Origin of the sequence: Streptomyces gossypii, assembly GCF_025165795.1 — a bacterium.
GTDB lineage: Bacteria > Actinomycetota > Actinomycetes > Streptomycetales > Streptomycetaceae > Streptomyces > Streptomyces gossypii.
On the sequence record NZ_JAJAGO010000002.1, the window covers coordinates 300,103 to 326,793 of the forward strand.

At 71.7% G+C, this 26,691-nt stretch carries 26 protein-coding genes; 13 read left to right on the plus strand and 13 right to left on the minus strand.

Annotated elements, in window-relative coordinates; all coding sequences use genetic code 11:
* Window positions 1–20 precede the first annotated feature (20 nt).
* The 3 genes from LHJ74_RS04855 to LHJ74_RS04865 are packed head-to-tail and all read left to right on the plus strand — an operon-like array spanning window position 21 to window position 2,934.
* Window positions 21–776, plus strand: a complete 756-nt coding sequence (locus LHJ74_RS04855) for a (Fe-S)-binding protein (RefSeq protein ID WP_260216248.1) — start codon at window positions 21–23, stop codon at window positions 774–776.
* Window positions 773–2,215 (plus strand): LutB/LldF family L-lactate oxidation iron-sulfur protein, encoded by a 1,443-nt coding sequence (locus tag LHJ74_RS04860; RefSeq protein ID WP_260216249.1) that lies wholly within the window; start codon window positions 773–775, stop codon window positions 2,213–2,215. Before LHJ74_RS04855 ends, LHJ74_RS04860 begins: the two co-directional genes overlap by 4 nt.
* 5 nt (window positions 2,216–2,220) lie before the next feature.
* On the plus strand, window positions 2,221–2,934 hold the full coding sequence (locus tag LHJ74_RS04865) for a LutC/YkgG family protein (RefSeq protein ID WP_260216554.1): 714 nt from the start codon (window positions 2,221–2,223) through the stop codon (window positions 2,932–2,934).
* A gap of 77 nt (window positions 2,935–3,011) precedes the next feature.
* Here the strand turns inward: LHJ74_RS04865 and LHJ74_RS04870 are convergent, their stop codons facing one another.
* Both LHJ74_RS04870 and LHJ74_RS04875 read right to left on the minus strand, forming a co-directional pair.
* Complete coding sequence (locus LHJ74_RS04870) at window positions 3,012–4,304, minus strand: winged helix DNA-binding domain-containing protein (protein ID WP_260216250.1); 1,293 nt, start codon at window positions 4,302–4,304, stop codon at window positions 3,012–3,014.
* A gap of 154 nt (window positions 4,305–4,458) precedes the next feature.
* Entirely contained in the window at window positions 4,459–5,259 is an 801-nt protein-coding gene (locus LHJ74_RS04875) for an SDR family NAD(P)-dependent oxidoreductase (RefSeq protein WP_260216251.1), read from the minus strand.
* A 152-nt stretch (window positions 5,260–5,411) separates the two neighbouring features.
* Between LHJ74_RS04875 and LHJ74_RS04880 the strand changes: the two genes are divergently transcribed.
* A complete protein-coding gene (locus LHJ74_RS04880) occupies window positions 5,412–6,044 on the plus strand; it encodes a TetR/AcrR family transcriptional regulator (RefSeq protein ID WP_260216252.1) in 633 nt (210 codons plus the stop codon).
* A gap of 69 nt (window positions 6,045–6,113) precedes the next feature.
* Here LHJ74_RS04880 and LHJ74_RS04885 read toward each other — a convergent pair whose 3' ends face one another.
* The 3 genes from LHJ74_RS04885 to LHJ74_RS04895 form a co-directional block, all read right to left on the minus strand.
* The gene (locus LHJ74_RS04885; RefSeq protein WP_260216253.1) at window positions 6,114–6,293 is read right to left on the minus strand and encodes a restriction endonuclease; all 180 of its coding nucleotides are present in this window, start codon (window positions 6,291–6,293) and stop codon (window positions 6,114–6,116) included.
* 1,080 nt (window positions 6,294–7,373) lie between these two features.
* Complete coding sequence (locus LHJ74_RS04890; RefSeq protein ID WP_260216555.1) at window positions 7,374–7,817, minus strand: GNAT family N-acetyltransferase; 444 nt, start codon at window positions 7,815–7,817, stop codon at window positions 7,374–7,376.
* 101 nt (window positions 7,818–7,918) lie between these two features.
* Entirely contained in the window at window positions 7,919–8,368 is a 450-nt protein-coding gene (locus tag LHJ74_RS04895) for a MarR family winged helix-turn-helix transcriptional regulator (protein WP_260216254.1), read from the minus strand.
* Between the two features lie 177 nt (window positions 8,369–8,545).
* Between LHJ74_RS04895 and LHJ74_RS04900 the strand changes: the two genes are divergently transcribed.
* Window positions 8,546–9,922 carry an MFS transporter gene (locus tag LHJ74_RS04900; protein ID WP_260216255.1) on the plus strand — a complete coding sequence of 459 codons (1,377 nt, stop codon included), beginning with the start codon at window positions 8,546–8,548 and terminating at the stop codon, window positions 9,920–9,922.
* On the opposite strand, the gene LHJ74_RS04905 is transcribed toward LHJ74_RS04900, so the two are convergent.
* Complete coding sequence (locus LHJ74_RS04905) at window positions 9,876–10,247, minus strand: cupin domain-containing protein (protein WP_260216256.1); 372 nt, start codon at window positions 10,245–10,247, stop codon at window positions 9,876–9,878. The genes LHJ74_RS04900 and LHJ74_RS04905 overlap by 47 nt on opposite strands.
* A 76-nt stretch (window positions 10,248–10,323) precedes the next feature.
* On the opposite strand from LHJ74_RS04905, the gene LHJ74_RS04910 reads away from it, so the two are divergent.
* A complete protein-coding gene (locus LHJ74_RS04910) occupies window positions 10,324–10,830 on the plus strand; it encodes a MarR family winged helix-turn-helix transcriptional regulator (RefSeq protein ID WP_260216257.1) in 507 nt (168 codons plus the stop codon).
* Window positions 10,831–10,852: 22 nt separating this feature from the next.
* On the opposite strand, the gene LHJ74_RS04915 is transcribed toward LHJ74_RS04910, so the two are convergent.
* Together LHJ74_RS04915 and LHJ74_RS04920 are read right to left on the minus strand one after the other, a co-directional pair.
* Window positions 10,853–11,815 (minus strand): GNAT family N-acetyltransferase, encoded by a 963-nt coding sequence (locus LHJ74_RS04915; protein ID WP_260216258.1) that lies wholly within the window; start codon window positions 11,813–11,815, stop codon window positions 10,853–10,855.
* Between the two features lie 6 nt (window positions 11,816–11,821).
* Window positions 11,822–12,337, minus strand: coding sequence for a DUF2269 domain-containing protein (locus LHJ74_RS04920; RefSeq protein ID WP_260216259.1), 516 nt, complete (start codon window positions 12,335–12,337; stop codon window positions 11,822–11,824).
* Window positions 12,338–13,119: 782 nt separating this feature from the next.
* On the opposite strand from LHJ74_RS04920, the gene LHJ74_RS04925 reads away from it, so the two are divergent.
* Both LHJ74_RS04925 and LHJ74_RS34340 read left to right on the plus strand, forming a co-directional pair.
* Window positions 13,120–14,766 carry a globin domain-containing protein gene (locus LHJ74_RS04925; protein ID WP_260216260.1) on the plus strand — a complete coding sequence of 549 codons (1,647 nt, stop codon included), beginning with the start codon at window positions 13,120–13,122 and terminating at the stop codon, window positions 14,764–14,766.
* Window positions 14,767–14,901: 135 nt separating this feature from the next.
* The gene (locus LHJ74_RS34340) at window positions 14,902–16,161 is read left to right on the plus strand and encodes a pyridoxamine 5'-phosphate oxidase family protein (protein ID WP_375546660.1); all 1,260 of its coding nucleotides are present in this window, start codon (window positions 14,902–14,904) and stop codon (window positions 16,159–16,161) included.
* Window positions 16,162–16,201: 40 nt separating this feature from the next.
* Here the strand turns inward: LHJ74_RS34340 and LHJ74_RS04935 are convergent, their stop codons facing one another.
* Entirely contained in the window at window positions 16,202–16,693 is a 492-nt protein-coding gene (locus LHJ74_RS04935) for an NUDIX domain-containing protein (RefSeq protein WP_260216261.1), read from the minus strand.
* A 72-nt stretch (window positions 16,694–16,765) separates the two neighbouring features.
* Window positions 16,766–17,662: a LysR family transcriptional regulator gene (locus LHJ74_RS04940; protein ID WP_260216262.1), complete on the minus strand. Its 897-nt coding sequence runs from the start codon at window positions 17,660–17,662 to the stop codon at window positions 16,766–16,768.
* Between the two features lie 346 nt (window positions 17,663–18,008).
* On the opposite strand from LHJ74_RS04940, the gene LHJ74_RS04945 reads away from it, so the two are divergent.
* Window positions 18,009–19,061, plus strand: a complete 1,053-nt coding sequence (locus LHJ74_RS04945) for a BRO-N domain-containing protein (protein ID WP_260216263.1) — start codon at window positions 18,009–18,011, stop codon at window positions 19,059–19,061.
* A 65-nt stretch (window positions 19,062–19,126) separates the two neighbouring features.
* On the plus strand, window positions 19,127–20,077 hold the full coding sequence (locus tag LHJ74_RS04950; RefSeq protein ID WP_260216264.1) for an LLM class flavin-dependent oxidoreductase: 951 nt from the start codon (window positions 19,127–19,129) through the stop codon (window positions 20,075–20,077).
* Window positions 20,078–20,644: 567 nt separating this feature from the next.
* Here the strand turns inward: LHJ74_RS04950 and thiC are convergent.
* Entirely contained in the window at window positions 20,645–22,507 is a 1,863-nt protein-coding gene (gene thiC, locus LHJ74_RS04955) for a phosphomethylpyrimidine synthase ThiC (protein WP_311203258.1), read from the minus strand.
* 177 nt (window positions 22,508–22,684) lie between these two features.
* Here thiC and LHJ74_RS04960 point away from each other — a divergent pair, with 177 nt between their 5' ends.
* Entirely contained in the window at window positions 22,685–24,217 is a 1,533-nt protein-coding gene (locus tag LHJ74_RS04960; protein WP_260216265.1) for a YibE/F family protein, read from the plus strand.
* On the opposite strand, the gene LHJ74_RS04965 is transcribed toward LHJ74_RS04960, so the two are convergent.
* Both LHJ74_RS04965 and LHJ74_RS04970 read right to left on the minus strand, forming a co-directional pair.
* Window positions 24,210–24,401: a DUF5326 family protein gene (locus tag LHJ74_RS04965; RefSeq protein WP_260216266.1), complete on the minus strand. Its 192-nt coding sequence runs from the start codon at window positions 24,399–24,401 to the stop codon at window positions 24,210–24,212. The two genes, LHJ74_RS04960 and LHJ74_RS04965, sit on opposite strands and share 8 nt — an antisense overlap.
* A gap of 201 nt (window positions 24,402–24,602) precedes the next feature.
* Window positions 24,603–24,920 carry a cupin domain-containing protein gene (locus LHJ74_RS04970; protein WP_260216557.1) on the minus strand — a complete coding sequence of 106 codons (318 nt, stop codon included), beginning with the start codon at window positions 24,918–24,920 and terminating at the stop codon, window positions 24,603–24,605.
* Between the two features lie 60 nt (window positions 24,921–24,980).
* Here LHJ74_RS04970 and LHJ74_RS04975 point away from each other — a divergent pair, with 60 nt between their 5' ends.
* Complete coding sequence (locus tag LHJ74_RS04975) at window positions 24,981–25,358, plus strand: phage holin family protein (protein ID WP_260216267.1); 378 nt, start codon at window positions 24,981–24,983, stop codon at window positions 25,356–25,358.
* Between the two features lie 121 nt (window positions 25,359–25,479).
* Window positions 25,480–26,679 (plus strand): cystathionine gamma-lyase, encoded by a 1,200-nt coding sequence (locus LHJ74_RS04980; RefSeq protein ID WP_260216268.1) that lies wholly within the window; start codon window positions 25,480–25,482, stop codon window positions 26,677–26,679.
* Window positions 26,680–26,691: the final 12 nt, after the last annotated feature.

A 26,691-nucleotide genomic window follows, 5' to 3' on the forward strand; every position in this document is an offset into this window, starting at 1 on the left:
AGGCGTCAACCGGAGGAACCATGCGCGTCGCGCTGTTCATCACGTGCTTCAACGACACCCTCTTCCCGGACACCGGCCGCGCCGTGGTGACGCTGCTGGAGAGGCTCGGCTGCCGGGTGGAGTTCCCGCTGGGACAGACCTGCTGCGGGCAGATGCACTTCAACACCGGCTACCAGCCCGAGTGCGTACCGCTGGTCCGCCGTTTCACCGAGGTGTTCGACGGCTACGACGCGGTGGTCAGCCCGTCCGGCTCCTGTACGGCGATGGTGCGCGAGTACCACGGCCGGGTCGCCGAAGTCGCGGGGGACGAGCGGCTCGCCGAAGCCGTGCGGGCCGGGCCGCCGGTCTACGAGCTGTCCGAGTTCCTCGTCGACGTCCTCCAGGTCACCGACGTCGGCGCGTACTTCCCGCACCGGGTCACCTACCACCCGACCTGCCACTCGCTGCGGATGCTCGGCGTCGGTGACAAGCCGCTCGCCCTGCTGCGGGCGGTCCAGGGCATCGACCTCGCCGAACTGCCCGCCGCCGACCAGTGCTGCGGCTTCGGCGGTACCTTCGCGCTGAAGAACGCCGACACCTCGGCGGCGATGTGCACGGACAAGGTCCGCCACGTCCTGGCCACCGGTGCCGAGGTGCTGTCCGCGGGCGACAACTCCTGCCTGATGCACATCGGCGGCTCGCTCTCCCGGCTCCGTACGGGCGTCCGTACGCTCCACCTCGCCGAGATCCTCGCCGCCACCCGGGAATCCCCCGTCCGGAAGGTGAAGTCCGCATGAGCGACTCGACATATCTGGGCATGCCGCCCTTCCCCGAAGCGGCCAGGACCGCGCTCGGCGACACCCAGCTGCGCAGCAATCTGGCACACGCCACCGACACCATCCGCCGCAAGCGGGCCGCGGTGGTGGCCGAGGTGGACGACTGGGAGGAGCTGCGCGAGGCGGGGCGGGCGGTCAAGGAACGCACCCTGCGCCACCTGGACACCTACCTGGTGCGGTTGGAGGAGAGGGTCACCGCGGCGGGCGGCCAGGTGCACTGGGCGCGGGACGGCGCGGAGGCCGGGCGGATCGTCACCGAGCTGGTCCGCGCCACAGGCGAGAGCGAGGTGGTCAAGATCAAGTCGATGGCCACCCAGGAGATCGAGCTGAACGAGACGCTCGCCGAAGCGGGCATCGCCGCCTACGAGACCGATCTGGCCGAGCTCATCGTCCAGCTCGGCGACGACCATCCCTCCCACATCCTCGTCCCGGCGATCCACCGGAACCGGGCGGAGATCAGGGAGATCTTCGTCCGGGAGATGGGCGCGTACGGCACCCCCGCCCCGGACGGTCTCACCGACGACCCGGCCCGCCTCGCGGAAGCCGCACGGCTGCATCTGCGGGAGAAGTTCCTGCGCGCGAAGGTCGGCATCTCCGGCGCCAACTTCCTCGTCGCCGACACCGGGACGGCCGTGGTCGTCGAGTCGGAGGGCAACGGGCGGATGTGTCTGACGCTGCCCGAGACGCTCATCTCGGTGGTCGGCATCGAGAAGATCGTGCCCAGCTGGCAGGACCTGGAGGTCTTCCTGCAACTGCTGCCCCGCTCCTCCACGGGCGAGCGGATGAACCCCTACACCTCCACCTGGACCGGCACCACCGAAGGCGACGGGCCGAGCACCTTCCACCTGGTGCTGCTGGACGGCGGGCGCAGCGACACCCTCGCCGACCGCATCGGCAGGCAGGCGCTCAACTGCATCCGCTGCTCCGCCTGCCTCAACGTCTGCCCCGTCTACGAACGGGTCGGCGGGCACGCGTACGGATCGGTCTACCCCGGACCGATCGGCGCCATCCTCGGCCCCCAGCTGCGCGGCACCGACACGCTGCTGGACCGCTCGCTGCCGTACGCCTCCACACTGTGCGGCGCCTGCTACGAGGTCTGTCCCGTAAAGATCAACATCCCGGAGGTGCTGGTCCACCTGCGCGCCCAGGTGGTGGACGAGGGCCGCGAACGCCGGGTGCCCAAAGCCGAACGGATGGCGATGGCCGCCGCCCGCTGGGTGCTCTCCGATCCGGCACGGCTGGCTGCCGCACAGCGTACGGGTGCCCTCGGCGGGCGGCTGCTGTCCCGCAGGGGGCGCATCGGGCGGCTGCCGGGGCCGCTGTCCCCGTGGAGCGACACCCGGGACGCACCGTCGCCCGCGCGGGAGAGCTTCCGCGCCTGGTGGAAGAGGACGCACTGATGGACATGCCCGCGAACGTGCCGGAGAACGCTTCGGGGCAGGCGCTGCGGAAGGCGCCGGCGGGAGCGCGCGAGGAGATCCTCGCCCGCGTCCGCCGCGCGCTGGCCGATGTGCCGGCCGCCGAGGAGCCCGCGGATGTCGCCGTCGCGCGCGACTACGCCCGAGCCGGAGGCCCGGCCCCCGGCTCCCCCGCCGTACGGGAACTGCTCGTCGAGAGGCTGATCGACTACGACGCTGCCGTACGGACCGTGACCGCCGCCGACGCCGCGTCCGTCGCGGAGGCCGTCGCACGGTCGGCGGCGGCCCGTACGGCCGGGCCGCTGGTGGTGCCCGACGGCTTCCCCGCCGAGTGGCTCGCCGCGCTGCCGCCCGAGCGGGTGCTGCGCGACGAACCCCCGCTCGGGGTCGGCGCACTGGACCGGGCCGGTGCCGTGCTGACCACCGCGGCCGCCGCCGTCGCCACCACCGGCACGCTCGTACTGGACTGCGGCCCCGGACAGGGCCGCCGCGCGCTGACACTGGTGCCCGACCACCATCTGTGCGTCGTACGGGCCGGGCAGGTCGTCGCCTCCGTGCCCGAGGTGCTGGCCGGGCTGGAACCGGCCCGGCCGCTCACCTTCATCTCCGGGCCGTCGGCGACCAGCGACATCGAACTGGACCGGATCGAGGGCGTGCACGGGCCGCGCACGCTGGAAGTGCTGGTGCTGGTGGAGGGCTGACCGGCGCTGGACGCGGGGCGTGGGCCGTGAGCCGCGGGCCGCGGGGTCGCCCCTTCGTGCGTTCGCCGCCTCGCGCGTCACGCGTGGGCGCCCACCGAGACGGGTCCCACCGTCACCCGGACCGTGCCCTCCATGACCGCGCCGAGCCGGAGCGCCTGTGTGTCGAGCGCGTCGCGCTGGGCGCCCGTCAGCGCCGTCAGCGGCTCCACGGTGAGATGGATCGTGCGGCCGGAGCGGCGCTGGTGCCACACCCCGGCGGCCATGCCGTCGATGAGCAGCACCGGGAAGTTGCCCGCCTGGCCGCCGGCGAGGGCACGTTCGGAGGCGCGACCGGGGAAGACGCGCTCGCGCGGGTGGCTGCCCACCGAGTAGGCGTCGAAATAGGGAAGCAGCCGAAGACCGCCGTCGGCCGCCGCCCCGCCGTCGGCCGCCGCCCCGGTGGGCTCGGTGAAGGGCGGGTCCGAGGCGAGGACCCAGGCGGCCGTGCCATCCGGCCCTTCCGGTCCTCCCTCCAGTTCGACCGGCCGGATCTCACCCCGCCCGGCGAGGGAGGCGAACAGCGAGGAGGCCCAGCCGCGCGGCGCGGCCATCCACTGCGCGAAGTGCTGCGGGGAGGCAGGACCGTAGGAGTGCAGATAGCGCCGTACGACCTCGTCCATCGCGGCGGCCCCGTCGTCCGGGGTGAAACCCGGCAGCCAGCGGTGCGGACTGGTGTAGGTGACCCGGCGGCCCCGGTTGGGACCGAAGCACAGGGCGCCCCGGTGCGCGGCGATGGCGGTGGCGCTGCGCCAGCGCGGCCACTTGTCCTGGAACGCCTCCATGACCCGCTCACCGGCCCATGGCCCGGTGCGGGCGACGATTGCCCCGGTCAGTTCCTCGACCGTCAGTTCGGCGCCGGAGAGCGCGTCGGCGATGGCCGCGACGACCTCGTCGGTCTGGCCCGGTGTCAGCAGGCCGCCGGTCTCCTGGCCGCCCTTGCCGGTGACCTTGTGCAAGGCGGTGAGCGCGCCGGTCCACAGCGGCAGATCGCGGCTGGGCAGCAGATGGACGGTGCCGCGCGGCCCGTACGTCTTGACCAGGGTGCGCCCGGTCCACAGCGCGTGCCGGACATCCGTACGGGTGGCGCCCTCCAGCCGCATGCCGAGCGAGAGTTCGGCGGCCGACAGCACCTGGGCGTGTGCCCCGCACAGGGCGGCCGCGATCGTGGCCGGGTCGCTTTCCGGGCCGGTGGCGGGGGCGGACAGCGAATGCCGCGCCAGCCGGCGGGCACGGGCGGCGGCCCAGGAGACGCGCTCGGTGGGGAGATGCGCCGTGGCGTCCACCGTGTTGGTCACCGTGCTCTTTACCGTGCTGGTCACCGTGCTGGTCATCGACGGGCTCCTTCGGGGCCGGGGGCTGCTCGGTCCGTACGGAAGGGAGCCTAGGAGGCACTGAGGACAGCTGCTGTCCTCAAGGAAGGGGCGATGCCGGTGCCGGTCCTGGAGGCCCGGCGCCGGCGCCGGCGCCGGCGCCGGCCGCACGGAGTCACACCGTCTTGACCGCGCCGCCGTCGACCAGGACGTCGGAGCCCATCACGCTGGCACAGTGCGGAGAGGCCAGAAAGGCGACCTGCGCCGCGACTTCGGACGGCTGCAGCAGCCGGTCGGTGATCATGCCCATCGAGGCGGGCAGGGACTTGAGGAGCTGCTCCAGTCCGATCCCCATGGAGGCGGCGAGCTGGGCACCGTAGCCGTCCGGGTCCTCGAACAGTGCGGTGCGCACGGGGCCGGGAGAGACGGTGTTGACGCGGACGCCGGACGGACCGAACTCCTCGGCCAGCGCCTTGCCGAGGGCGGTCAGCGCCGCCTTGGCCGTTGTGTAGACGACGGGGCCGGTCTGCGGGGCGCGGGCGCCGTTGGAGGAGATGTTGACGATGCCGCCGCGCTGCCGCAGCAGGCTGGGAAGCGCGGCGCGGGTGGTGCGTACGGCGGCGAAGAGGTTCAGCTCGAACGACTTCTGCCATTGCTCGTCGGCGAGGCCGAGGAAGCCCTTGAGCTGGCCGTTGTCGGTGAGGTCGGCGACGTCACCGCCACCGACGTTGTTGACGAGGAGGTCGATCTCGCCGAGTTCGGCGGTCGCCCGTTCGACGAAGTGGGCCGGGCCGTCGGCGGTGGACAGATCCACCGGGACGGCCAGGGCCCCCGTCCGCGCCAGTTCGGGGGTGATGGTGCGGGCGGCGGCGGCCACTCGCATGCCCTCGCTGAGAAGTGTCGTGACGGTGGCGAGTCCGATGCCCCGGCTCGCGCCCGTCACGACGGCGGTCTTTCCGGTGAGTTCCAGGTCCATGAGAGTTCGTCCTCCAAGAAGATTGCATCATTGATGATGCTGGAAAGCTAATACATGCATCATTGATGTTGCAAGTGGTGGGCGCAAGGCGACACGCCTGTACTCTTTCTTCGATCGGGTCGGCAACGGGCGCGGCACACAGGAGGTCGGGAATGCGGCAGCAGCAGGACCGTCCGCTGCGCGCGGACGCGGAGCGGACCGTACGGGCGATCCTGGAGGCCGCGGAGCGCGTCCTCAGCGCGGACCCCTCCGCCACGATGGAGCAGATCGCCGAGGCAGCAGGAGTGGCCCGCACCACCGTGCACCGGCGCTTCGCGACCAGGGACGCCCTGGTGGAGGCCATGACCGCATGGGCGGCCCGGAAGTTCGCCGCAGCCGTGGAAACGGGCGCATCCGACGCCGTGCCGCCGCTGATCGCACTGCACCGGGCGACGGCCAACGTGCTGGAGATCAAGCTCGGCTGGGGCTTCGCCATGAGCCGCCCCTCCCCGCCCGGCTCCGAGGTCGCGCGGCTCCACGAGGAGGTCGCCGACAAGTGCGCGCACCTGTTCGTACGGGCGAGGGACGCGGGCGTGCTGGCGGCCGGTGTGGACCTGGAGTGGGCGCGGCGCGTCTACTACGCGCTGATCCATGAGGCCGCACAGGAACGCCTGTCCGGGCGCGCGGGCGCGGACCCCGACCCTGACGCGCTGGCCACGCTGGTGGTGGACACGCTGCTGCGCGGCCTCGGCGCCGACGGCAGCCCGGGCGCGGGCGGCGGTGCGCGGGCCAGAAGCGGGGCGTAGGCTGCCCGTGCCCGAAGCCGCAACTACGTATTGCGGCTTCGGGACCAACGACAGGGACCGGACAGCCCTTCAGTCCAGCGCGTGCAGTTTCGCTCCCGCGCTCCACGACTCCAGCAACCGCCGGTGCACCGCGGTGATCCCGTGCCGCGCGGCGAGGTCCATGGCAGTGGGGCTGAAGGTAGCCGTCGTGACGAAGAGCGCGACATCCGCCTCGTACTCCACCCGCGCCATGCCGATGAACTTCTGCATCTCCCGCTCTCCACCCTGCGGTAGGGCGCGAAGTGCTTGCACTGCACCACCAGCGTGCGCCCCTGCGCCGTACGGCCGACCAGGCCGGCGCTCAGGTCGCTGCTGCCGCTGGTGTTGGCGAGGCCGACGCAGCCGTCGCGGCGGCAGAGACCCGTGATGTGGTCCTCGAACTGGCGCCGGTTCATCGCGTCCAGGGCGGCCGTCCCTCCGACCGGCATCCTCGTCCGGAGTGACTTGTCGATCCGCGCCAACTCGCGCCGGATCTCCGACATCTCATGGCGCCGCTCCCGGTCGGCCTGCACTGCGTGACTCAGCAGGGGCATGACGGCCTGCCCGATGACGGCACGCACCGAGTCCTCCGCGACCTGTGCCATGCGCGCGTCGTACTCCTCCATCTCCCGGGCCACCGTCTGCGCGATGCGCGCGTCGAGCCACTCGACGAGGCTGTGGACAACTGACTTCTCCACAGGGGATTCGGGCTGTGGAAAAGTCTGCCGCGCTTCGGCGTCGAGCAGGTACGTACGCACCTGACGTGCGATGACGCTGTCGCGGAGCAGCATCGCGACGTTCAGGACAGTGCGGCGGGAGAAGACGGCAACGGAGCGCACATGTCGGTCGATTCCACAGAGGTCCTTGAAGGACCTCAGCTCTACACCCTCCACCAAGCGGTAGCCGTTGGCCCTCAGCTCGCCCCGGTGGTCCTTGACCAGAGAGCGGATCGCCTCGGTTCCCACCTCGAAGTACGCGGCGACCATCCGCGTCGTCACATGGGTGTCGTCCGGCAGCAGCGACAGCGCCTTCGTCTTGTCGAGCGCGTCGACCGCTGCCGTGTGCTCCGCCAGGCTCGCGCGCAGCGTCTTCGACTCCAGCAGTACGCCTTCGTGCACCATGTGTGCCTCCCACCGGGCAGTGCCCCGTCCCCGGGATGGCCGTCGGCGTGGCTCACCCCCCTGTCAGGGGCAACGAGTCAGGGCGTACGAAGACACGAGCGACGTACGAGTATTTTTACGACTTCACCGGGACATCGGTCTGGCGACAGCCTGTCGGGGCGGCTCAGCGGGAACGATTCAGCGGGACGGCTCAGAGTTGCATCTTGAACCCGAGGTGGGATGCCTCGAAGCCCAGCCGCTCGTAGAAGCGGTGGGCGTCGATACGGGTGGCGTCCGAGGTGAGCTGGACCAGGGCGCAGCCTTGGCGGCGGGACTCCTCGATCGCCCAGGCGATGAGCCGGGTGCCCAGGCCGTCGCCGCGCTCGTCGCCGTGCACCCGGACCGCCTCGATCAGGGCGCGGCTGGAGCCCCGCCGGGAGAGGCCGGGGATCACCGTGAGGTGGAGGGTGCCGACCGTACGGGCCGGGTCGCCCTGTTCGGCGACCATGAGGTGCTGCTGCGGGTCGCCGCTGATCTGCTCGAACGCCCGCTCGTACGGGGTGAGGTCGTCGGGGCTCTCGCGCTGTGCGCCCAGCGGATCGTCGGCGAGCATGCCGACGAGGGCGGGGAGGTCCGCCGCCCTCGCGTGCCGCATGGTGAGGTCCCTGGCTTCGGGGCCGGTGGCTTCGGGCCCGGTGGCTGCGGGGGAGGCCCCCGGTGTTGACGCGCTGTTCATAACGGCAGGCTACGCCCGGCTCAGGCGACCGGATCGAGCGCCCGTACCGCTGCGACGAGCGGGGCCAGTTCGGGCCGCTTCTCCGCGGCTTCGAGGGCTTCGCGCAGCGCGATGCCGTTGGTGGGGCGGGCCTGTTCGAGCAGGGCGTGCCCGGCCGGGGTGACGTCGGTGTAGATGCCCCGGCGGTCGTCCGGGCACAGATAGCGGGACAGCAGGCCGCGGTCCTCGAGGCGGGTGACCAGCCGGGTGGTGGCGCTCTGGCTGAGGACGACGGTGTCGGCCAGCTGGTGCATCCGGAAGTGGCCGCCGGGGCCGTCGTGCTGTGCGCTGAGTACGTCGAGCACCGTGAACTCGCGCACGCTCAGCTCGTGGCCCGCCTGGAGCGCCCGTTCGATGTGCGACTCGATACGGCCGTGGAGGGCGGAGAGCGCGCACCAGCCCTGGGCGGGGCCGGGTTCCGGTGTGGTCATGTGCGCTCCTCGATGCCGGGGCCGGGCTCCTGCACGGGCCCTGGAACACAGGATAGAACACTTCCGCAATTGCCTGCGTTTGCATGTATGGGGCGTCTGCAATTATTGTCTACGCTGGTAAAGGTTGCGCGGCGGCATCTGCACCCGCGCCCTCCGTCGAACAGGGAAGGCATCCTCATGCCGCTCGCACTCCTCGCGCTCGCCATCGGCGCGTTCGGGATCGGCACCACCGAATTCGTGATCATGGGCCTGCTGCCCCAGGTGGCTGCGGACTTCGGTGTCTCCATCCCCACCGCCGGATACCTCGCCACCGGCTATGCCCTCGGCGTGGTCGTCGGGGCGCCGGTGCTCGCCATCCTCGGCTCGAAGGTGTCCCGCCGGGGGATGCTCATGCTGCTCATGGGCCTCTTCGTCGTGGGCAACGCGGTCTCCGCCGCCGCCCCCGTCTTCGGCGTGATGCTCGCGGGCCGGGTGATCGCCTCCCTCGCGCACGGCGCGTTCTTCGGCATCGGCGCGATCGTCGCCGCCGGACTGGTCGCGCCGCAGAAGAAGGCGGGCGCGATCGCGATGATGTTCACCGGGCTCACGGTCGCCAACGTGGTGGGGGTCCCGCTGGGCACCCTGCTGGGGCAGCAGGCGGGCTGGCGCTTCACGTTCGTCGCGGTGGCGCTGCTCGGGGTGCTCGGCCTCGCCGGGGTCGCGGCGCTCGTGCCGAAGGACGCACCACGGGCCGCGGACGGGCAGCGGGGCGGGATCCGCCGAGAGCTGGCCGCCTTCCGTAACGTGCAGGTGCTGCTCGCCATGGGGATGACCGTGCTCGGATTCGGCGGTGTCTTCGCCGCGATCACCTATCTCGTGCCGATGATGACCGAGTCGGCGGGCTACGCCGAGTCCTCCGTCACCTGGCTGCTCGTCCTCTTCGGGCTCGGCATGGTGGCGGGCAATCTTGTCGGCGGGCGCTTCGCCGACCGTGCACCCGTGCGGCTGCTGTACGTGTCACTGACCGCGCTGGCCGTCGTGCTCGCCCTGTTCGCCTTCACCGCCCACGACAAGCTGGGCGCCGCGCTGACGCTGCCGCTGATCGGCGCCTTCGGCTTCGCGACGGTGCCCCCGCTCCAGAAGCGGGTGCTGGACCAGACGGAGGACGCGCCGACCCTCGCCTCCGCCGTGAACATCGGCGCCTTCAACCTCGGCAACGCGCTGGCCGCATGGCTCGGCGGGCTGGTGCTGAGCGGGGGGTTCGGGCATACCGCACCGAACTGGGTGGGAGCGGCCCTGGCCGCCTCCGCGCTCGGACTGGCCGCCCTCGCGGCCACGCTGGACCGCCGAGGCGGGGGCAGGGACGGCGGGCGGGTCAGCGGGCGGAGCGGCGGCACCGTCATCGCGGCTGCCGCGGCGCCCCGCCCGGCCACGGCAACGGCCACAGCCACGGCCACCGGCGTGCCTGCCGCGGGCGACGCGGCGCCGGTGCGGCGGCCCTCCACCGGGGCCGGCTGGGGTGAACCGGTCACTGCGCCCAGGGGAGCGGGCGGGGAGCCTCGCCGGGGACGGTGACCTGGCCGCCCGCGGGCATGCTGACCAGGGCTTCGAGCCCCTCGTCGCCCGCCTGTACGCGGCGTTCCGCGCCTGCGGGCACGATGAGGGCCGAACCGGCGGTGACGGTCTCTGTCCGGTCCCCGATGCTGATGGTGAGCGAGCCCGCCGTGACCACGTGGATCTGTTCCTTGTCCATGGTGTGCAGGGGGCCGGCCGCGCCCGGCCGCATCCGGACCTGCCAGCTGGTGAGGGCGGTGCTGCCGAGGGCGGGGGTGGCCAGGCTGGTCACGACGGCGTTCGGGGTGGTGGTCGTGCGGGCCAGGTCCGGGGTGATGACGTGCATGGGCGCTGTCCTCCGTGAGCATGAGTCAAGGTGCTTTACTCGGTTGAGTAAAGCACCTTGACTTGCCTCTGTCATCATGGGTCCCGTGGAAAGCGACGATCCTCTGTACGGCACCGAGCTGACCTTCCTGCTCGGCCTGGCCTTCCAGCTGCTGCTGGGCGAGTTCAACGACCGGGTCGCCGAGGCCGGTTACCCCGACCTGCGCCCGGTGCACGGCCTCGCCTTCCAGGCCCTCGGCCCGGCAGGCGCCACCAGCAGCGAACTGGCGGCGCGGCTGGGGGTGACCAAGCAGGCAGCGGGCCAGATCGTCGACGACCTGGAGCGGCGCGGGTATGTGCGACGCGAGGCGCACCCGGCGGGCGGACGGCGCAAGCTGGTGGTCCTCACGGAGGCGGCCCAGGCGCATCTGGCCGTCGCAGGTCGGCTGTTGCACGGCCTGGAGGCCGAACTGGCGACCCGTCTCGGCGCCGGGGGGGAAGCCGAAACCGGTGCGGCCGAGCTCGGGCGGCTGCGCACGGACCTCGTCCGGGTGATCCGCGCGCTCGCGGGTACGGAGCTGCCGCCGCTGCGGCCCGTGTGGTGAGCGGGGTTCTGCGGCTGTCCGCTCAGCCCAGCGCCACCGAATACGGCGCGAAGCGGCGGCCGAGGTCGCCGGGCAGATCCGGGGCGGTGTGCGTCATCAGGCTGAAGACGAGGTCCTCGGCCAGGCCGTTGCCGTGCAACCACTCCTCCAGCGCGCCGTGCCGGGAGTCGGCGTCATAGCGGACCGGGCCGGTCGTACGGGTGCCGAGCTCGGTGATCAGGGCCTGGGCGGTGCTCAGATCCTCGGCGACGACGGGGCCGATGACGGTGGCCGAGGGGGACGGCCAGCAGGCGGCGAAGCCGGTGAGGACGCGGCCTGTGCCGGTGCCATCGCTGCCGCCGGAGCCACCGGTGCGCTCGGCGACCACGAAGCGGTCGGCGAAGGCGGGCAGCCGGGCGAGCAGTTCGGTGCGGTCGGCGCCGAACGCCTCCGAGTCCAGGGCGATGACGCCCCGCAGATCGGCGGCCGTGGCGCCGCGCACCCGCGCGGGCGCGCGCGGCGGGGACGGCGCGGAGGGCGGTGAGGGCGGCAGCTCGCCGGTGAAGGTGCCCCGCAGTACCGTGGTGTGGGCGACGCTCTTGAAACCCAGCTGTTCGTAGAGCGGCCTGCCCTCCTCGGTGGCGGCCAGGAAGGTCGCGGCGGGGCCGGACTCGTCGAGCGCGTGCCGCACCAGGCGGCGGCCCAGTCCCTGCCGTGCGCAGCGCCCGGCGACCAGCACCATGCTGAGGCAGCCGTACGCGCCGCCGTGTACACCGCCCCCGTGTACACCGCCCCCGCCGGAGTACGAGGTGAGGACGTACGTGCCGATCAGCCCGCCCGGCCGGTCGGGCGCGTCCACCCCGTACCCCCGCCCGGCGGTGAGCAGCAGCCGCCACTTGTGGTCCTCGGGCTCCCAGCCGCGGTCCTCGGCGAGTTCGAGACAGGCGGGAAGGTCGCCGGGTGTGAGGCGGCGGATCGGCAGGGCGGCGGATGCGGGTGAGGTCACGGTTGATCAGGTTGCCGGATCGCCGGCGAGGGAGGCCACCCGTTTTCCGGCCGTACGTGTGGTGCGCCGCTCTTCCCGCCATCGGTGTCCGCGCCGGGTGAGGCCCCAGGGCTTGACCAGCGAGATCGTGATGATCAGGACGAAGCAGGCAAGCGAGACGGACGGCCCGTAGAGCAGTTGCTCGCCGGGCACCGGCTGCCCGTCGGCGACCAGCGCGGCGGCGTGGTGGAGGTCGCTCCGGAAGGCCAGGAGGGAGAGGGTGGCCAGCGCGAGGGTGATCCAGAACTTGGTGTACACCCAGCGGTGCCGCGCCAGCCCCCAGTGGGTGCCGAGGGAGAGCACGAGTCCGGTGGCCGGGGCGAGCAGGGAGATCGGTACGAGCAGCCAGTCGCCGAAGGTCCTCATCGCCCGGTAGGCGACCTCGTCGGCGGCGGCTCCGTCGGTCGTCGCGCCCATGAGGGCGAGCGTCAGCATGCACAGTGCGAGGCCGAGCCAGGCGACGGAGACCAGCACGTGGGTCACCAAACAGATCAGCCGGAGGGGTCGGGAGAGGGGCGGAAGACGTCTGCCGCGCTGTACCGCCGGTGGTTTTTCCATGGCCTCACCGTCGTCTCCCGGCCGCCCTCGGGTCGTCCGGCCCGGGGAGTATCCGTTTGTACTCGAGGGCGAGTACGAGGAGGAGTGGGATCTCGGGCAGGCACTAACCGCTCGACGCCCTGCCACTCCTCATCGAGGTGAAGATCCGGTAGGGATTGTGTGTCCGGATCGGGGATATCGTGACCGGGCGCGCGGCCCCGGGGGCCACTTGTCAGCGGGAGGTGAACCAGCCTCCACCGTAAGGCGGTTCACCACCTGCGTGCTGGTGACCTTCTGCGGGAACTCGCCTCGGTCGGGCACACGGGTGGTGATCTGCGTGCGCTGCCCGGACATGAGTGAGTACGACCCGGTCTTTCCCTGTCGGGAGGAATCAGCGAATCCGCCCGAGAGGAACGGGGCTTGTGAACGGAAGTCATAACGGTATGGTCGACTCCGCATCGCCGGGCTGTGATTCACGGCCGATGCCTAAGAAGCTGACGTCCCACCCCGGTCGAGATCAGGACGAGGGACCGGTGTCGTCGGGTCCGAGGCGGAGGAGGGAGTCGACGCGGAGCGTCGGCGGCTGACGACAACGCGGGAGGCGCACCAGGGCACTCGGCCCCCGGCCGGGGTGGGATGTCAGCTTCTCAGGGGGTCGCAATTGCAGGCACTTTCTGGCTTCGGGATGCGCGTGGTCCGACCGGAAGACGTTCGAGGCGAGGCAGATCATGACGACCACGTCGGCCGACAACGGCACTTCGGCGGGTGACGGCAGCGGCCGTGGCAGTGACAGCGGCGCGAGCAGCGGCGGTGAAAGCGGCGCCTGGAGCTGGTTCTCCTCGCCCAGGAAGGACACCACGGCAGCGGAGCGGGAGCGTGAGCCCGCGCCTGTGGAGATACCCAGCCGCGCGGTGACGCCGATACGCCCGGTCGGTTCCGGTGCGGTGCGGCGGGCGACCGCCGAGGCCGGGGCGGAGACCGGCGGCGATGCCGCATACCCGGCCGCACAGGCCGAGGCGCGGGTACGGGCGGAGCCGTCCGCACCCACCAGCGAGGAACACCAGCGCGCCACCGATGAGGCGCGCCCGGACCCCGCCTGGACCGACGGCGCGATACCCCGCGGCCCCGAGCCCGCAGCGGCGGCCCCGCCGCCCGCACCCGCACCCGCACCCGCACCCGCCCCGGCGCCGCGCGCCGAGGTCCGCGAGCCCACATCCGACTCGGGGCTCATCCGCCGGACCCTGGAGGAGGTCGAGCCCGTCGCGGACTCGGCGACCGCCTACTTCTACGCGATGCTCTTCGTGCAGCACCCCCATCTGCGCGAGCTCTTCCCCGCCTCCATGGACACGCAGCGCGACCGCATCTTCAGGGCACTGCTGACCGCCGCCCGGCTCGCCGACGACCCGGTCGTGCTGTCCGAATACCTCTCGGGCCTGGGGCGCGGCCACCGCAAGTACGGCACCCTTCCCGAGCACTATCCGGCCGTCGGCGAATGCCTCATCGGTGCGCTCACCCGCTATGCGGAGACGACCTGGAGCCAAGCAGCCGAGGACGCCTGGGTGCGTGCCTACACGATGATCTCGCAGATCATGATCGACGCGGCGGCGGAGGACGAGAAGCGGGCGCCGGCCTGGTGGAACGCCGAGGTGGTGGCGCACGAGGCCCGTACGCCGGGCGTCGCGGTGGTGACCGTACGGCCCGACCAGCCCTATCCGTACCGGGCGGGCCAGCACACCAGCCTCGAGACACCGTGGTGGCCGCGGGTGTGGCGGCACTACTCGTTCGCCTCGGCCCCGCGCTCCGACGGACTGCTCAGCTTCCACGTGAAGGCCGTGCCCGCGGGATGGGTCTCCAGCTCGCTCGTGCACCGGGCGCGGCCCGGGGACGTCGTCCGGCTCGGCCCGCCCACCGGCTCGATGACGGTGGATCACACGACGGACAGCGGGCTTCTCTGCCTCGGCGGCGGCACCGGAATCGCTCCGATCAAGGCGCTTGTCGAGGAGGTCGCCGAGCACGGCCGTTCCCGTCCGGTCGAGGTCTTCTACGGTGCGCGCAGCGACTACGACCTCTATGACCTCGACACCATGATGGGACTGCAGAGCCGTCACCCGTGGCTGTCGGTACGGACCGTCGTCTCGGAGGGACCTGCCCGGGGAAGCGCGCACAGCCGGATGCCCGCCGGTATGGAGCCGCCGCTCGCCGGCCAGCTTCCTGACATCGTCCGTCATTACGGGCCGTGGTCCGCCTATGACGGCTATCTGTCCGGACCTCCGGGCATGATCCGCAGCGCCCTGGACGCCTTGCGCGGATCGGGTATCCCCCCGCACCGGATACGGCACGACTCCCTCGAAGCGCTGGTCGCCGCCGCTGAGTAGTGGCGACGGCCGACGGCAGACCACGGGTGCCGCCGCAGGCAGGGCGCACGCCGCACGCAACTCGGCAGGGAAGACGAAACGCAGCAGAGACCAGGGCCGGCAGGGCGCCGCCCAGGGGATGAAGGAGCGGTAGAGGTGGCAGACGCCGAGGCAGCATCAGGGCGGCACGTGGACGCGCACGAGCACTCCAGAGCCGTCGGCACCCCGTCCCGGCCGGGCAGCGACGGCGAGCACGCGCTCCAGCAGCGACTTGGCACCCACACCCGCGCCGACCGCTTCTACGAGGAGCAGGTGCTTGACCATCTGAACGAGCGGATGCGGGAGTTCACCGGCCAGCAGGAGATGTTCTTCCTGGCGACCGCCGACCGGCGCGGCGAGTGCGACAACAGCTTCCGCGCCGGCCCGCCGGGATTTCTCCGGGTGCTGGATGACCGGACCCTGCTCTACCCGGAGTACCGGGGCAACGGTGTGCACGCAAGCCTCGGCAACCTCCGGGAGAACCCGCATCTGGGCATCCTGATGGTGGACTTCCTGCGCGCCCGCATCGGCCTGCACGTGAACGGCAGCGCCGAACTCGTCGAGGACGCGGAGATCCGTGCCGAGCACCCGGACCTGCCGATGGACCCGGTGCCGGGGCGCCGGGCGCAGCTGTGGGTGCGGGTGTCGGTCGAGGAGGCGTACCTCCACTGCGCAAAGCACATCCCGCAGCTGCAGAAGGCGCCGAAGGGGACGAGGCGCGAATGGGGCACGGACGACGACCGGCGCAAGGGCGGCGACTACTTCGGCGCGGCGCGTGACGCGCGGGAGCGCGGTCCGGCGGAGCCGGCGGCGCGCGAGCACCAGCCGGTGCGGGCTGCGGCACCCGAGCCCGCACCCGAGCCCGCGCCCGAGCCCGCACCCGAGCCCGAGCCCGCGCCCGAGCCCGCGGCATCAGCGGCACCGGTGCCCCCGCAGGCACCCGCGGCGCCGCCCGCCGTGCCGACGCCCGCGCCCGCAGCGGTGACCCCGCCCGAGCCGGTGACCCCGCCCGTACCGGCAGCGGTGCCGGTGCCGGTGGCGGCCGCGCCCCTGGCGCCGCCGGTGCAGCCGCCGTATGCCCAACAGCCATACGCCCAGCCGTCGCCCGTGCAGCCGCCGCCGATACCGGCGCAGCCGCCCGTACCGGCGCATCAGCCGCTGCCCGCGCCCGCGCCTGCGGCGGCCGACGTGCCCGCGCCCGTGCCCCCACCCGCGGCTCCGGCTCCACCCGCGGCTCCGGCCCCGTCCGCGCCGCACCCCGAGCCGGAGCCCGCTGCCTGGCGGGCGGAGGCCGAGCGCGCGTTGGCCGAGGCGCGGCGCCGGGCGGCGGTGGCGCGCGAGAGTGGACCGGCCCCGTTCCAGAACTGGTTCGGCTGACCGAGCCTGGCCAGGCAGCCGGCAGGCAGTCGGCAGCCGGTCAGCCCAGGTCCGGCGCCAGCAGCGCCCGTACGCCCTCGATGTTGGCGTCCAGATAGGCGCGCAGCGACGGTGGTACGACCTCCACCGAGGCGATCCCCTCCCGGGTGAACGGGATACGGACGATCTCGTACTCCCCGCACGGCTCGTCCACCTCCGGGCCGTGCCTGCGCGAGGTGTCCATGGCGGCGAGGCGGCAGACGAAGAAGTGCTGCACCTTCACGCCGTCCGGATCGCCGCCGGGGTGCTCGGCGTGGTGCACCGTGTCGACGAAGGCGGGGACCACGTCGGCCACTTCGGCGCCCAGCTCCTCGTCCACCTCCCGGTGCAGGGCGTCGACGACGGTGGCGTCCACGCCGGGCTCGACGCCTCCGCCGGGAGTGATCCAGTAGGGGGCCAGGCCCGGCTTGGTGCGCTTGATCACGATCATGTCGGGGCCGTCGAGCAGGATGGCGCGGGCGGTGCGCTTGACCACGGGGCGCTCAGGGGGCATGCAGGAGGTCTGGCCCGTGGCGGTGCGGACGAAACCCCGGCCGTACGGACTGTTGCGGTCTCCCGCTCCCCTTCACCAGGCCGTCGCCGTACGGAGCAGCCAGTCGTGGGTGCGCGCGATGTGCGGCAGCGCCAGCGTGCCCGCCCGTATCGACAGGAAGTAGGTGCGCAGCGGCGGCACCGGCGGGTCCAGCAGGGCGATCACCTCTCCGGCGTCCAGCGCGTCGGCGCAGAGATAGCGCGGCAGCACCGCCATCCCGGCGCCCACCGCCACGCATTCCAGCACCGCCCGCAGGTCGGCCGCGACGATCGCCCCCGACTGGGTGAGCGGCGCGTCGAAGACTGCGGCCCAGTAGCGGCTCATCAGGGGCATGCTCTCGTGGACCGAGAGCGCGGGCACGTGGTCGAGGGCGCGCGCCCCCTTCGCCCGTACGACGGCTGGACCGCCGAGCCGTGCGGTCCAGCGCGGGCCCGCGACCAGTACCAGCTCCTCGTCGCACAGCGGGGTCGCGGCGAGCAGTTCGCCGCGCGGCCGGGAGGTGGTCAGGGCGAGGTCGCAGTGTCCGGCGGCCAGCCCGGACAGATTCTCCCCGGTGTCCCCGAAGGCGGCGCGGAGCGTCAGCCCCTGCTCCACCAGCTGGGCCAGCGCGGGCAGTACGCGCAGCGCGGTGAACTCCGGCGGTCCGGCAAGGTGCACGGTGCGTCCGGAGGGCTCTTCGCCGGGGCCGCCCTCGGTGATCTCCAGCAGTGCGTCGAGGTGCGGGGCGATCTTGCGTGCCAGTTCGTCTCCGGCGGTGGTCGGGGAGACGCCTCGGGCCTGGCGTACGAACAGGGGGCGGCCCAACTGCCTTTCCAGTGCCCGTATCTGTCCGGTCACCGCCGGCTGGGAGACCCCGAGCAGGGGACCTGCCCGGGTGAAGGACCCGGCACGGTGCACTGCCAGGAAGGTACGCAGCAGGGCCAGATCCATGGCCGCTCCTCCGCGTCCGTATGCCGTGGTGCTCGGTCGTCGCTGGGTGGCCCAGCCATAAATATATCGATAGGTACATGTCGACACAGTGATTGGACAACACCCCTGAGTCAATTAGCCTTGTGTATGCGGTTCTTCGCGCGTTGAGCGGAGGCTGTGAGCGGTTCGAGGCATGAGGGGGGAGCCTCGAGCCGCTCTCTTTTATGTGAGGGTTTTCGCGGTCTTAGCCGATATCTCAAGTATTTTCACCCCAACCATGGGTTACACCTCGATCGGGTGAATTTAGGTTTATCTACTCGGAGTTGCCCCTGTTGCCATGGTTATGTCTGGCACGGAGGTGGCACTCATGTACGAGCAGGACGCGCCGCGTGAGCAGGCGGCATCGCAGGACGCGATCAACATCGACGACTTCGTCTACGCGGCGACGGGCACCCACGTGAGAAGGCTGACGACACCGGGCGGGGAGCACTGGTTCCCGGCTGCCGACGTCTGTCGCGAACTCGGGCACGGCAACACGAGCGAGGCGTTGCGGCGCCATGTCCCCGAGCACATGCGATGTGTAGTGGCATCCCTCATTTCCCGTGAGGGTTGGGAGATTCCCGCACGTCACAGGCTCAGGAAGTCGATGGTGCTGTTGAGCCTCAACGGACTTGTCAGGCTCGTCAACGGATGCGTGAAGCGGGAGTGCGAGCCGTTCAAGAACTGGGTCACCGAGGTGGTCGTGGCGGTCCAGCGCGACGGTTCGTACTCCCTCGCCAAGGCCGAGGTGCAGCCGAGGTCCCCGGACGGTCCGACGGCGTACGCGATGCCTCAGGAGGTGGTCGACGTCATCGTCCGGCTCGAAGAGCGCAACATGCGGCTGGACGAGGAGGCGGCGGCGGACCGGCGCGAGGAGATGGCGGTAGGCCGGGAGCTGGCGGAGGCGGTCCGCACGGATCTGGTGGACGCGGTGCGACAGGGGCCCGTACGCGACGCTGAGCAGCAGCGCGTGATGCTGGAGACGCAGCAGGATCTCGCCCGCTCCATGGCGCAGATCGCGGAAGTCCTGGAGCGGATGGAGCGGAGGGAACGAGGGGAGCGGGACGAGCGGACGGAACGGCACGCACCCGAGCACCCCCCGGCACCGCAGCCGCCGCGGCCCACCGCCGACGGCGTGCTCGCCGCCTGGCGGGAGCGGTTGACGATCACGGACGACGTGTGGGCCGTGGCCGTCGTCCTCGTGCCGTCGCTCGTGGGCGAGGGCCGGGCGGATCATTCGCTGGAAGCCCTCGCCTCCCGTACCGGACTGACCGTCAGCCGGGTGCACGACTGCCTGCGCTTCCTGCAGAAGCGCCAGTGCATCCGTCAGGTGCACGCCACCCAGGGCGGTGCTCCGGTGTACGTGCTTCAGCATCCGTGACCCGAGGTGCCGGGACTTCGCTCTGAGCAGAGGGGTGTCCCAGCCGGCGGCGGCAGGGCGGGCGGATGGCATCGAACTCGGTACAGGTCTCGGTACAGGCACAGCCCCAGGACGCTGCGTCGTGGACCGCGCTCGCGCGGTCCTGCGAGGCGGCGGGCTTCGACGCGCTGCTCGCCGCCGACCATCCGGGCACGGCAGCCTCCCCGTTCGTCGCGCTGGCCGCCGCGGCATCGGTCACAAAGCGGATCGAACTGGGGTCGTACGTTTCCAGCGCGGGCGTGCGTGAGCCGCTGCTGCTCGCGGGTGATGTCGCGACCCTGGACGTCGTGTCCGGGGGGCGTGCGCGGCTGGCGCTGGGCGCCGGTCACACGCCCGTGGAGTGGGAGATGCTCGGCTCCAGCCGTCCGGACGTCGCCGGGCGGGTACGGCGCTTCGTCGCGGTGGCCGAGGCGTGCCGTGCGCTGCTGGCGAGCGAGGAGGCGCGGGTGCGGCTCGACGGCCCGGACGTGTACGCGTACGGGGCCCGGCTGGAGGCCCCGCGGCCGGTGCGGACGCCGGTGCCGTTCACCTTCGGCGGGGGCAACTCCGCACTGCTGCGCTGGGCCGGCGAGCACGCCGACGTGGTCGCGCTCAGCGGGCTCGGCCGCACACTGGCCGACGGGCACGGCCACGAGGTGCGGTGGCAGGCCGCCGACATCGACCGCCAGGTCGAGCTGGTCGAGCAGGGCGCCTCCGCCGCCGGGCGTACGGAGGCGCCGCCGCGCGAGGCGCTCGTCCAGCTGGTGGAGATCACCGATGACGCCCAGGCCGCCGCGCACCGCCTCGCCCCCCGCTTCGGCTGCACCGAACAGACCGTGCTGGCCTCGCCGTATGCCTGGATCGGTACGGAGGAGGAGATCCTCGCGTCGATGGCCCGGCACGCGGAGCGCTGGGGCATCACCCGGTACGTCGTCCGCGAACCCGCCTTGTCCGCCGCCGCGGCCCTGCTCGCCCGCTCGTGCCGTCCAGGGGGCTGACACACTCCGGACGCTGCCGTCATCGTGCGGCGAGGGTCCGTGACTCCCTCCGCCCCGCACCTCGGGTGTGGCGCGTGCGGCCAGGCGAACCTCCTGCACCAACGGTGCCTTGTGCTGCGTGTAGGCGTCTCGATCGTGGGCGTAGCGGAAGGCGAGCCATGCCCGCTGACAGCGGTGCGTAGGGAACGGGGCTGCGGTGGCGCCCCCTGCTGTGAGTCCCCGGGAGCCGGGCCGGGGCTCCTGGAGGAATACTGGGTGCCATGACGAGGTGCAAGAAGTGCGGTGGGGCCTGCCGCCGCTGGCGGCGGACCTGCTCCAGGTGCCGGAGCACGCCGGGGCGGGCGGAGACAGCTGCCGATGCGGGTGAGTTGGCGGCGGAGGCCGGCGCGGCCGGGTTGGCCGGGTTGGTCGGGCGGGGAATCTCGGGAGCGGCAAGACTGGTGTTCCGCGCCTTCGACTGAAGAGCCTGAGGCACAGTGAACCGCGTCGGCAAAGACGGCTGGGAGAAGCCCCGCCCGTCCGCGACGGCGGACGCGGGCGGGCGGGGCGACGCGCCGCGCGGGAAGGTCAGTCCGCCACCGGCAGGTAGACGCGGTTGCCCGCCTCCGCGAACTCCTTGGACTTCTCCGCCATTCCGGCCTCGACGTCGTTCAAGCCCATGTCACCGCCGTGCTGCCGGCGAATATCTTGGCTGATTTTCATCGAACAGAATTTCGGCCCGCACATCGAGCAGAAGTGCGCCGTCTTCGCCGGTTCCGCGGGGAGCGTCGCGTCGTGGAACTCCCGCGCCGTGTCCGGGTCGAGGGCCAGATTGAACTGGTCCTCCCAGCGGAACTCGAAGCGGGCGTCCGAGAGCGCGTCATCCCAGTCCTGCGCCCCGGGATGCCCCTTGGCCAGGTCCGCCGCGTGCGCCGCGATCTTGTACGTGATCACGCCGGTCTTCACGTCGTCCCGGTCCGGCAGTCCCAGATGCTCCTTCGGCGTGACGTAGCAGAGCATCGCCGTGCCCCACCAGCCGATCATGGCCGCGCCGATCGCCGAGGTGATGTGGTCGTACGCGGGGGCGATGTCCGTCGTCAGCGGGCCCAGGGTGTAGAACGGGGCCTCCTCGCAGATCTCCTGCTGGAGGTCGACATTCTCCTTGATCTTGTGCATCGGGACATGGCCCGGCCCCTCGATCATTGTCTGCACGTCGTGCGCCTTGGCGATGCGGTTCAGCTCGCCGAGTGTGCGCAGCTCCGCGAACTGCGCCTCGTCATTGGCGTCCGCGATGGAGCCGGGGCGCAGCCCGTCGCCGAGTGAGAAGGTCACGTCGTACGTCTTGAGGATGTCGCACAGTTCTTCGAAGTGTGTGTAGAGGAAGCTCTCCTTGTGGTGCGCCAGGCACCAGGCGGCCATGATCGAGCCGCCCCGCGAGACGATGCCCGTCTTGCGGCGTGCGGTCAGCGGCACATAGCGCAGCAGCACGCCCGCGTGGACGGTGACGTAGTCCACGCCCTGCTCGCACTGCTCGACGATGGTGTCCTTGTAGACCTCCCAGGTCAGCTCCTCGGCCTTGCCGTCGACCTTCTCCAGCGCCTGGTAGAGCGGCACGGTGCCGATCGGCACCGGCGAGTTGCGCAGCACCCACTCCCTGGTGGTGTGGATGTTGCGGCCGGTGGAGAGGTCCATGACGGTGTCGGTGCCCCAGCGGGTCGCCCAGGTCATCTTCTCCACCTCCTCCTCGATCGAGGAGGTGACGGCGGAGTTGCCGATGTTCGCGTTCACCTTCACCAGGAAGTTCTTGCCGATGATCATCGGCTCGATCTCCGGATGGTTGACGTTCGCGGGCAGTACGGCGCGGCCCGCCGCGATCTCGTCGCGGACGAACTCCGGCGCGCATCCCTCCCGGACGGCCACGTACTCCATCTCCGGGGTGATCTCGCCGCGCTTTGCGTAGGCGAGCTGTGTCACGGCGGCGCGGGTGCCGTCGGCTGTGGTCCGTCCGCGCCGGGGCTGGCGGGGGCGGCCGGGGAAGACCGCGTCCAGCCCGGTGAGATCCGCCGTCCCGCTGCCGCTGCCGCCCGGGTTGTCGCCGCCGGTGCCCTTGCCGACCACGCCGCCGCGCGGTGCGGTGTGCTTGAGCGCCGTGTGCTTGACACCGTCGTCCTCGGGCCTCAGTTCACGGCCCGCGTACTCCTCGGTGTCGCCCCTGGCGATGATCCAGTTCTCGCGCAGCGGGGCCAAGCCGCGGCGTACGTCGGTCTCGATGTTCGGGTCGGTGTACGGGCCGGACGTGTCGTACAGCGTCACGTCGTTCCCGTTGGTGAGGTGCACCTGACGGACAGGCACCCGGATGTCCGGACGCGAACCGCTCACATAGCCCTTGTGCCAGCCCGGCTTGCGCGGCTCCGGCACCTCGGCCTGCGTGTGTGCATCCTGCATGGTCATGAGACCCACTCCCTACGCCGGCATTACCCGGTAACAGGTTCGGCGGTCGGCGCAGCTGCTTCAGCGCCCTCTCAGCCCCGTGCTCGGAGCTCCCGCGATGTGCAAAGGTGGCCCCACGCTAGCGGCACACCCGTGGTGCTGGCCAGGCCGCCCCGTCGTACTTGCGATGATCTGGCGGTGACCCCGACACCGCAGCCGCCTCCGCCCCGGAATCCTCCGCGGCGCCCGCAGCAGGGCGCGCCGCCGCCTCCGCCTTCCGGCACGCCCTCCACCGCGCCTTCTGGCACGCCTCCTGGCACGCCCTCCGAATCCCACGGATACGTCGACGCGCGGTCCCCCGCCGACGCGCATGCCCATGCGCACAGCCATGGTCCGGCCGCCCCCGTCTCGCTGCGCCTGCGCAAGATCATCGCGGTGGTGCTGGTCCCGTTCGCCTCCGCGGTCGCCGTCGGGCTGATCGTGCTGTGGCCGGGCGGTACCTCCGCCGGGGACAGCGGACCCAGTGGTGTCGGGTTCGACCGGCCGACCTTCGACGCCCGGGTGACCGCCGTCCACGAGGTGAAGTGTGAGGACGTCAACGCCCAGCCGCAGCCGCCGGCAGGCGGCCAGCAGCCGGGCGGTCAGCAGGGCGATCAGCCGGGCCCTGAGGAGGACACCGCGGCCGACCTCTGCCAGAAGGCGACCGTGGAGGTGACCGACGGCAAGGACAAGGGCCGCACCTTCACCGAGATCATCACACCGGACGCGACGCGCACCCTCAGCACGGGTCAGCAGGTGGTCGTCGCGTACGCGGAGAAGGCGCCGCGTGATCTCCAGTACAGCGTCATCGACGTCGACCGCACCCTGCCGATGGCGCTGCTGGCCGGGCTCTTCGCCCTGGTGGTGGTGCTGGTGGGCCGGCTGCGCGGGGTGCTGGCGCTGGTGGGGCTGGTGGTGAGCTTCGCGGTGCTCACCCTCTTCATTCTGCCCGCGATACTCGACGGCTCGAATCCGCTGGTGGTGGCCGTCGTGGGGGGCAGCGCCATCATGCTGGTGACGCTGTATCTGTGCCACGGCATCTCGGCCCGTACGTCCGTCGCCGTGCTGGGCACCCTGGTCTCACTGCTGCTGATCGGCGTGCTGGGTTCGCTCTTCATAGGCTGGTCGCATCTGACCGGCAACACGGACGACCAGACCGGTCTGGTGCACGGCCTCTACCCCGACATCGAGATCCAAGGGCTGCTGCTGGCGGGCGTGCTGATCGGCTCCCTCGGCGTGCTGGACGATGTGACCGTCACCCAGACGTCGGCCGTGTGGGAGCTGCGGCAGGCCGACCCCACTGCGAGCAGACGCAAGCTCTACGCCGCCGCGATGCGCATCGGGCGCGACCACATCGCCTCGGTGGTGAACACCCTGGTGCTGGCGTACGCGGGTGCCGCGCTCCCGCTGCTGCTGCTCTTCACGATCGCCGAGAGCAGCGTCGGCACGGTCGCGGGCAGCGAGCTCGTCGCGCAGGAGATCGTACGTACGCTCGTCGGCTCCGTCGGCCTGGTGGTCTCCGTGCCGCTGACGACGCTGCTGGCCGCGCTGGTGGTCTCGGCGGACCGCACACCGGAGGACGGCCCGACTCCGGCCGTGCCCCCGGCCGTGCCCTCGGCAGCCCCCGCGGCGCCCCCCGCAGAGCGCCGGGGGAGGAGCGGGAGCAGCGGGCGGCGGCGGAAGCCTAAGTGAAGCGGCGCACCACATAGATCAGACCGCCGACGAGCGCCACGAACAACAGCACCTTGAAGAGCACACCGACGACGAAGCTGATCACCGCCGCGATCAGTCCGCCGAAGACGAGGAGCGCCAGCAGCGGTATCGCCGCCCACTTCACCCACCAGGGCAGTGCGGCGAGGGTTTCCTTTACGGCCATGAGAACTCTCCTGAGGTGCTGGGGTGCCGTCAGGTGTCCGGCACGTGTTGCCTGCGTGGCCTGATGTCTTCGATGCTAGGCGGGCGGGAGCGCCGATGGGACGGCACCTGCCCCGGTTCGTCCCTGACCGGACCCCTACGGAACCCGTACGCCCGCCTCCGCTCACAGGGGGACCAGCGGGCTCACACGGAGACCTCCTGGTCAGCGCTCGGGTGGGGAGAAGACCACCATCACCCGGAGGTCCTCGCTGATGTGACTGAAGCGGTGCGGCACTCCCGCTGGGACGTACACCACACTGCCCCGCGCGACCTGCGTCGACTCGTCGCCGACGGTGAGGGTGCCGCGGCCGCTGACCACGAAGTACACCTCGTCCTGCCCGTGTGGCTGCTGCGGGTCCGCGGCCCCCTTGTCGAGCGCGTAGAGGCCGACCGACATGTGCCGCTCGCGAAGGAAGCGCAGGTAGGCGCCGTCGTTGGCGGCCCGCTCCGCTTCCAGCTCTTCCAGCCGGAACGCCTTCATCCGTGACCTGGCGTCATCCACGCCCCTCCGGTTTCCACCGAACTCTGGAACCATCGACCCATGACGAACTTCCTGATCAAGACACTCGCCAACGCCGGAGCGCTGGCGGTGGCCATCTGGCTGCTCAGCGACATCACCCTGACCGGGGATGACACCGGCCGCAAGACTCTCACCCTGATTGTCGTCGCTCTGATCTTCGGTCTCGTGAACTTCGTGGTCAAGCCGATCGTGAAGCTGTTCTCGCTGCCGTTGCTCGTGCTCACCCTCGGCTTGTTCACCCTGGTGATCAATGCGCTGATGCTGCTGCTCACCTCCTGGCTCGCCGACAGGATGGATCTGAGTTTCCAGGTCGAGGGTTTCGGCACCGCCTTGGTGGGCGGATTGATCATCTCCATCGTTTCCTGGGCGCTGAACATGCTGCTGCCCGAGGACGACTGAACCGACCCTGCCCGCGGCCGTCCCCCGCGGCTGACGCCCGCTTCACGGTTCCGGTTACGGTGCACCGTGCGGAGCGGCCGGACGGGGCGGCTCTCGGCTGACCGGCTGGAGAAGGATCGAAATGGGCATCAGCGACGGCGACGGCACCCGGGTCGTGCGGGCGGGCCTGCCCGAGGAGGAGCCGTACGCACCCCCGCTGCCGGGCCCGGTCTTCGCCGCCCACTACCACCTGCCGGGCGACCCGGCCGGTGCGCCGTACGCCTACGGCCGCGACGCCAACCCCACCTGGACGGCGCTGGAGCGGGCGATCGGCGAGCTGGAGGCGCCGGACGCGGGAGGGGCCGCCGCGCCGGGAGAGCCGGGAGAGCCGGGAGGGCCGGAGGGGGTGGAGGCGGTTGAGGCGGTGGAGACGCTGGTCTTCGCCTCCGGCATGGGTGCGATCTCGGCTGTGCTGTTCTCCCAGCTGAAGCCGGGGGACATCGCGGTGCTGCCGTCCGACGGCTACAACCTGCTGGTGCCCGTGCGGGAACGTCTGGAGAGCTGGGGCGTGGAGGTCCGTACGGCACCGACCGGCGGGGACGCGCAGCTCGAGGCGCTGGCGGGCGCCCGGCTGCTGTGGATCGAATCACCCTGCAATCCCGGCCTGGACGTCTGCGACATCCGCCGCCTCACCGAGGCGGCGCACGCCCAGGGCGCCGTGGTCGCCGTCGACAACACCCTGGCCACCCCGCTGGGGCAGCGCCCGCTGGAGCTCGGCGCCGACTTCTCGGTGGCCAGCGGCACCAAGGCGCTCACCGGGCACGGCGACGTACTGCTCGGCTACGCGGTCTGCCGGAATGCGGAACTCGCCGCGGGCGTCCGGCTCTGGCGCAAGACGGTCGGCGCGATTCCCGGCCCGATGGAGGCGTGGCTCGCGCACCGCTCGCTGGCCACGCTGGAGGTGCGGACGCGGCGGCAGGCGGCGTCCGCGCTCGCCGTCGCGGAGGCGCTGGGCGCGCGCGCCGAGGTCACCGACGTACGGCACCCGGGTGCGCCGGGTGACCCGGCGTACGCGCAGGCGGTCCGGCAGATGCGGCGCTTCGGCTGCGTGGTCTCCTTCACCCTGCCCGACAAGGCGTTCGCCGACAGGTTCCTGGCGGCGCTGCGCCTGGTCGACGACGCCACCAGTTTCGGCGGCGTCCGCAGCACGGCCGAGCGGCGCGGGCGCTGGGGCGGCGACGCGGTGCCGGAGGGTTTCGTCCGGCTGTCGGTCGGCCTGGAGGACTCCGAGGACCTGGTGGCCGATCTCGCCCAGGCGCTCGACCGGGCGGCGGAGAGCTGATCTGCGAAGATC

What these genes read in the sequence shown, in the direction of transcription:
- LHJ74_RS04855 (WP_260216248.1), top strand. Translation starts at nt 21, where the DNA reads ATGCGCGTCGCGCTGTTCATCACGTGCTTCAACGACACCCTCTTCCCG.
- LHJ74_RS04860 (WP_260216249.1), top strand. Translation starts at nt 773, where the DNA reads ATGAGCGACTCGACATATCTGGGCATGCCGCCCTTCCCCGAAGCGGCC.
- LHJ74_RS04865 (WP_260216554.1), top strand. Translation starts at nt 2,221, where the DNA reads ATGCCCGCGAACGTGCCGGAGAACGCTTCGGGGCAGGCGCTGCGGAAG.
- LHJ74_RS04870 (WP_260216250.1), bottom strand. Translation starts at nt 4,304, where the DNA reads ATGACCAGCACGGTGACCAGCACGGTAAAGAGCACGGTGACCAACACG.
- LHJ74_RS04875 (WP_260216251.1), bottom strand. Translation starts at nt 5,259, where the DNA reads ATGGACCTGGAACTCACCGGAAAGACCGCCGTCGTGACGGGCGCGAGC.
- LHJ74_RS04880 (WP_260216252.1), top strand. Translation starts at nt 5,412, where the DNA reads ATGCGGCAGCAGCAGGACCGTCCGCTGCGCGCGGACGCGGAGCGGACC.
- LHJ74_RS04885 (WP_260216253.1), bottom strand. Translation starts at nt 6,293, where the DNA reads ATGCAGAAGTTCATCGGCATGGCGCGGGTGGAGTACGAGGCGGATGTC.
- LHJ74_RS04890 (WP_260216555.1), bottom strand. Translation starts at nt 7,817, where the DNA reads ATGCGGCACGCGAGGGCGGCGGACCTCCCCGCCCTCGTCGGCATGCTC.
- LHJ74_RS04895 (WP_260216254.1), bottom strand. Translation starts at nt 8,368, where the DNA reads ATGACCACACCGGAACCCGGCCCCGCCCAGGGCTGGTGCGCGCTCTCC.
- LHJ74_RS04900 (WP_260216255.1), top strand. Translation starts at nt 8,546, where the DNA reads ATGCCGCTCGCACTCCTCGCGCTCGCCATCGGCGCGTTCGGGATCGGC.
- LHJ74_RS04905 (WP_260216256.1), bottom strand. Translation starts at nt 10,247, where the DNA reads ATGCACGTCATCACCCCGGACCTGGCCCGCACGACCACCACCCCGAAC.
- LHJ74_RS04910 (WP_260216257.1), top strand. Translation starts at nt 10,324, where the DNA reads ATGGGTCCCGTGGAAAGCGACGATCCTCTGTACGGCACCGAGCTGACC.
- LHJ74_RS04925 (WP_260216260.1), top strand. Translation starts at nt 13,120, where the DNA reads ATGACGACCACGTCGGCCGACAACGGCACTTCGGCGGGTGACGGCAGC.
- LHJ74_RS04935 (WP_260216261.1), bottom strand. Translation starts at nt 16,693, where the DNA reads ATGCCCCCTGAGCGCCCCGTGGTCAAGCGCACCGCCCGCGCCATCCTG.
- LHJ74_RS04940 (WP_260216262.1), bottom strand. Translation starts at nt 17,662, where the DNA reads ATGGATCTGGCCCTGCTGCGTACCTTCCTGGCAGTGCACCGTGCCGGG.
- LHJ74_RS04945 (WP_260216263.1), top strand. Translation starts at nt 18,009, where the DNA reads ATGTACGAGCAGGACGCGCCGCGTGAGCAGGCGGCATCGCAGGACGCG.
- LHJ74_RS04950 (WP_260216264.1), top strand. Translation starts at nt 19,127, where the DNA reads ATGGCATCGAACTCGGTACAGGTCTCGGTACAGGCACAGCCCCAGGAC.
- thiC (WP_311203258.1), bottom strand. Translation starts at nt 22,507, where the DNA reads ATGACCATGCAGGATGCACACACGCAGGCCGAGGTGCCGGAGCCGCGC.
- LHJ74_RS04965 (WP_260216266.1), bottom strand. Translation starts at nt 24,401, where the DNA reads ATGGCCGTAAAGGAAACCCTCGCCGCACTGCCCTGGTGGGTGAAGTGG.
- LHJ74_RS04970 (WP_260216557.1), bottom strand. Translation starts at nt 24,920, where the DNA reads ATGAAGGCGTTCCGGCTGGAAGAGCTGGAAGCGGAGCGGGCCGCCAAC.
- LHJ74_RS04975 (WP_260216267.1), top strand. Translation starts at nt 24,981, where the DNA reads ATGACGAACTTCCTGATCAAGACACTCGCCAACGCCGGAGCGCTGGCG.
- LHJ74_RS04980 (WP_260216268.1), top strand. Translation starts at nt 25,480, where the DNA reads ATGGGCATCAGCGACGGCGACGGCACCCGGGTCGTGCGGGCGGGCCTG.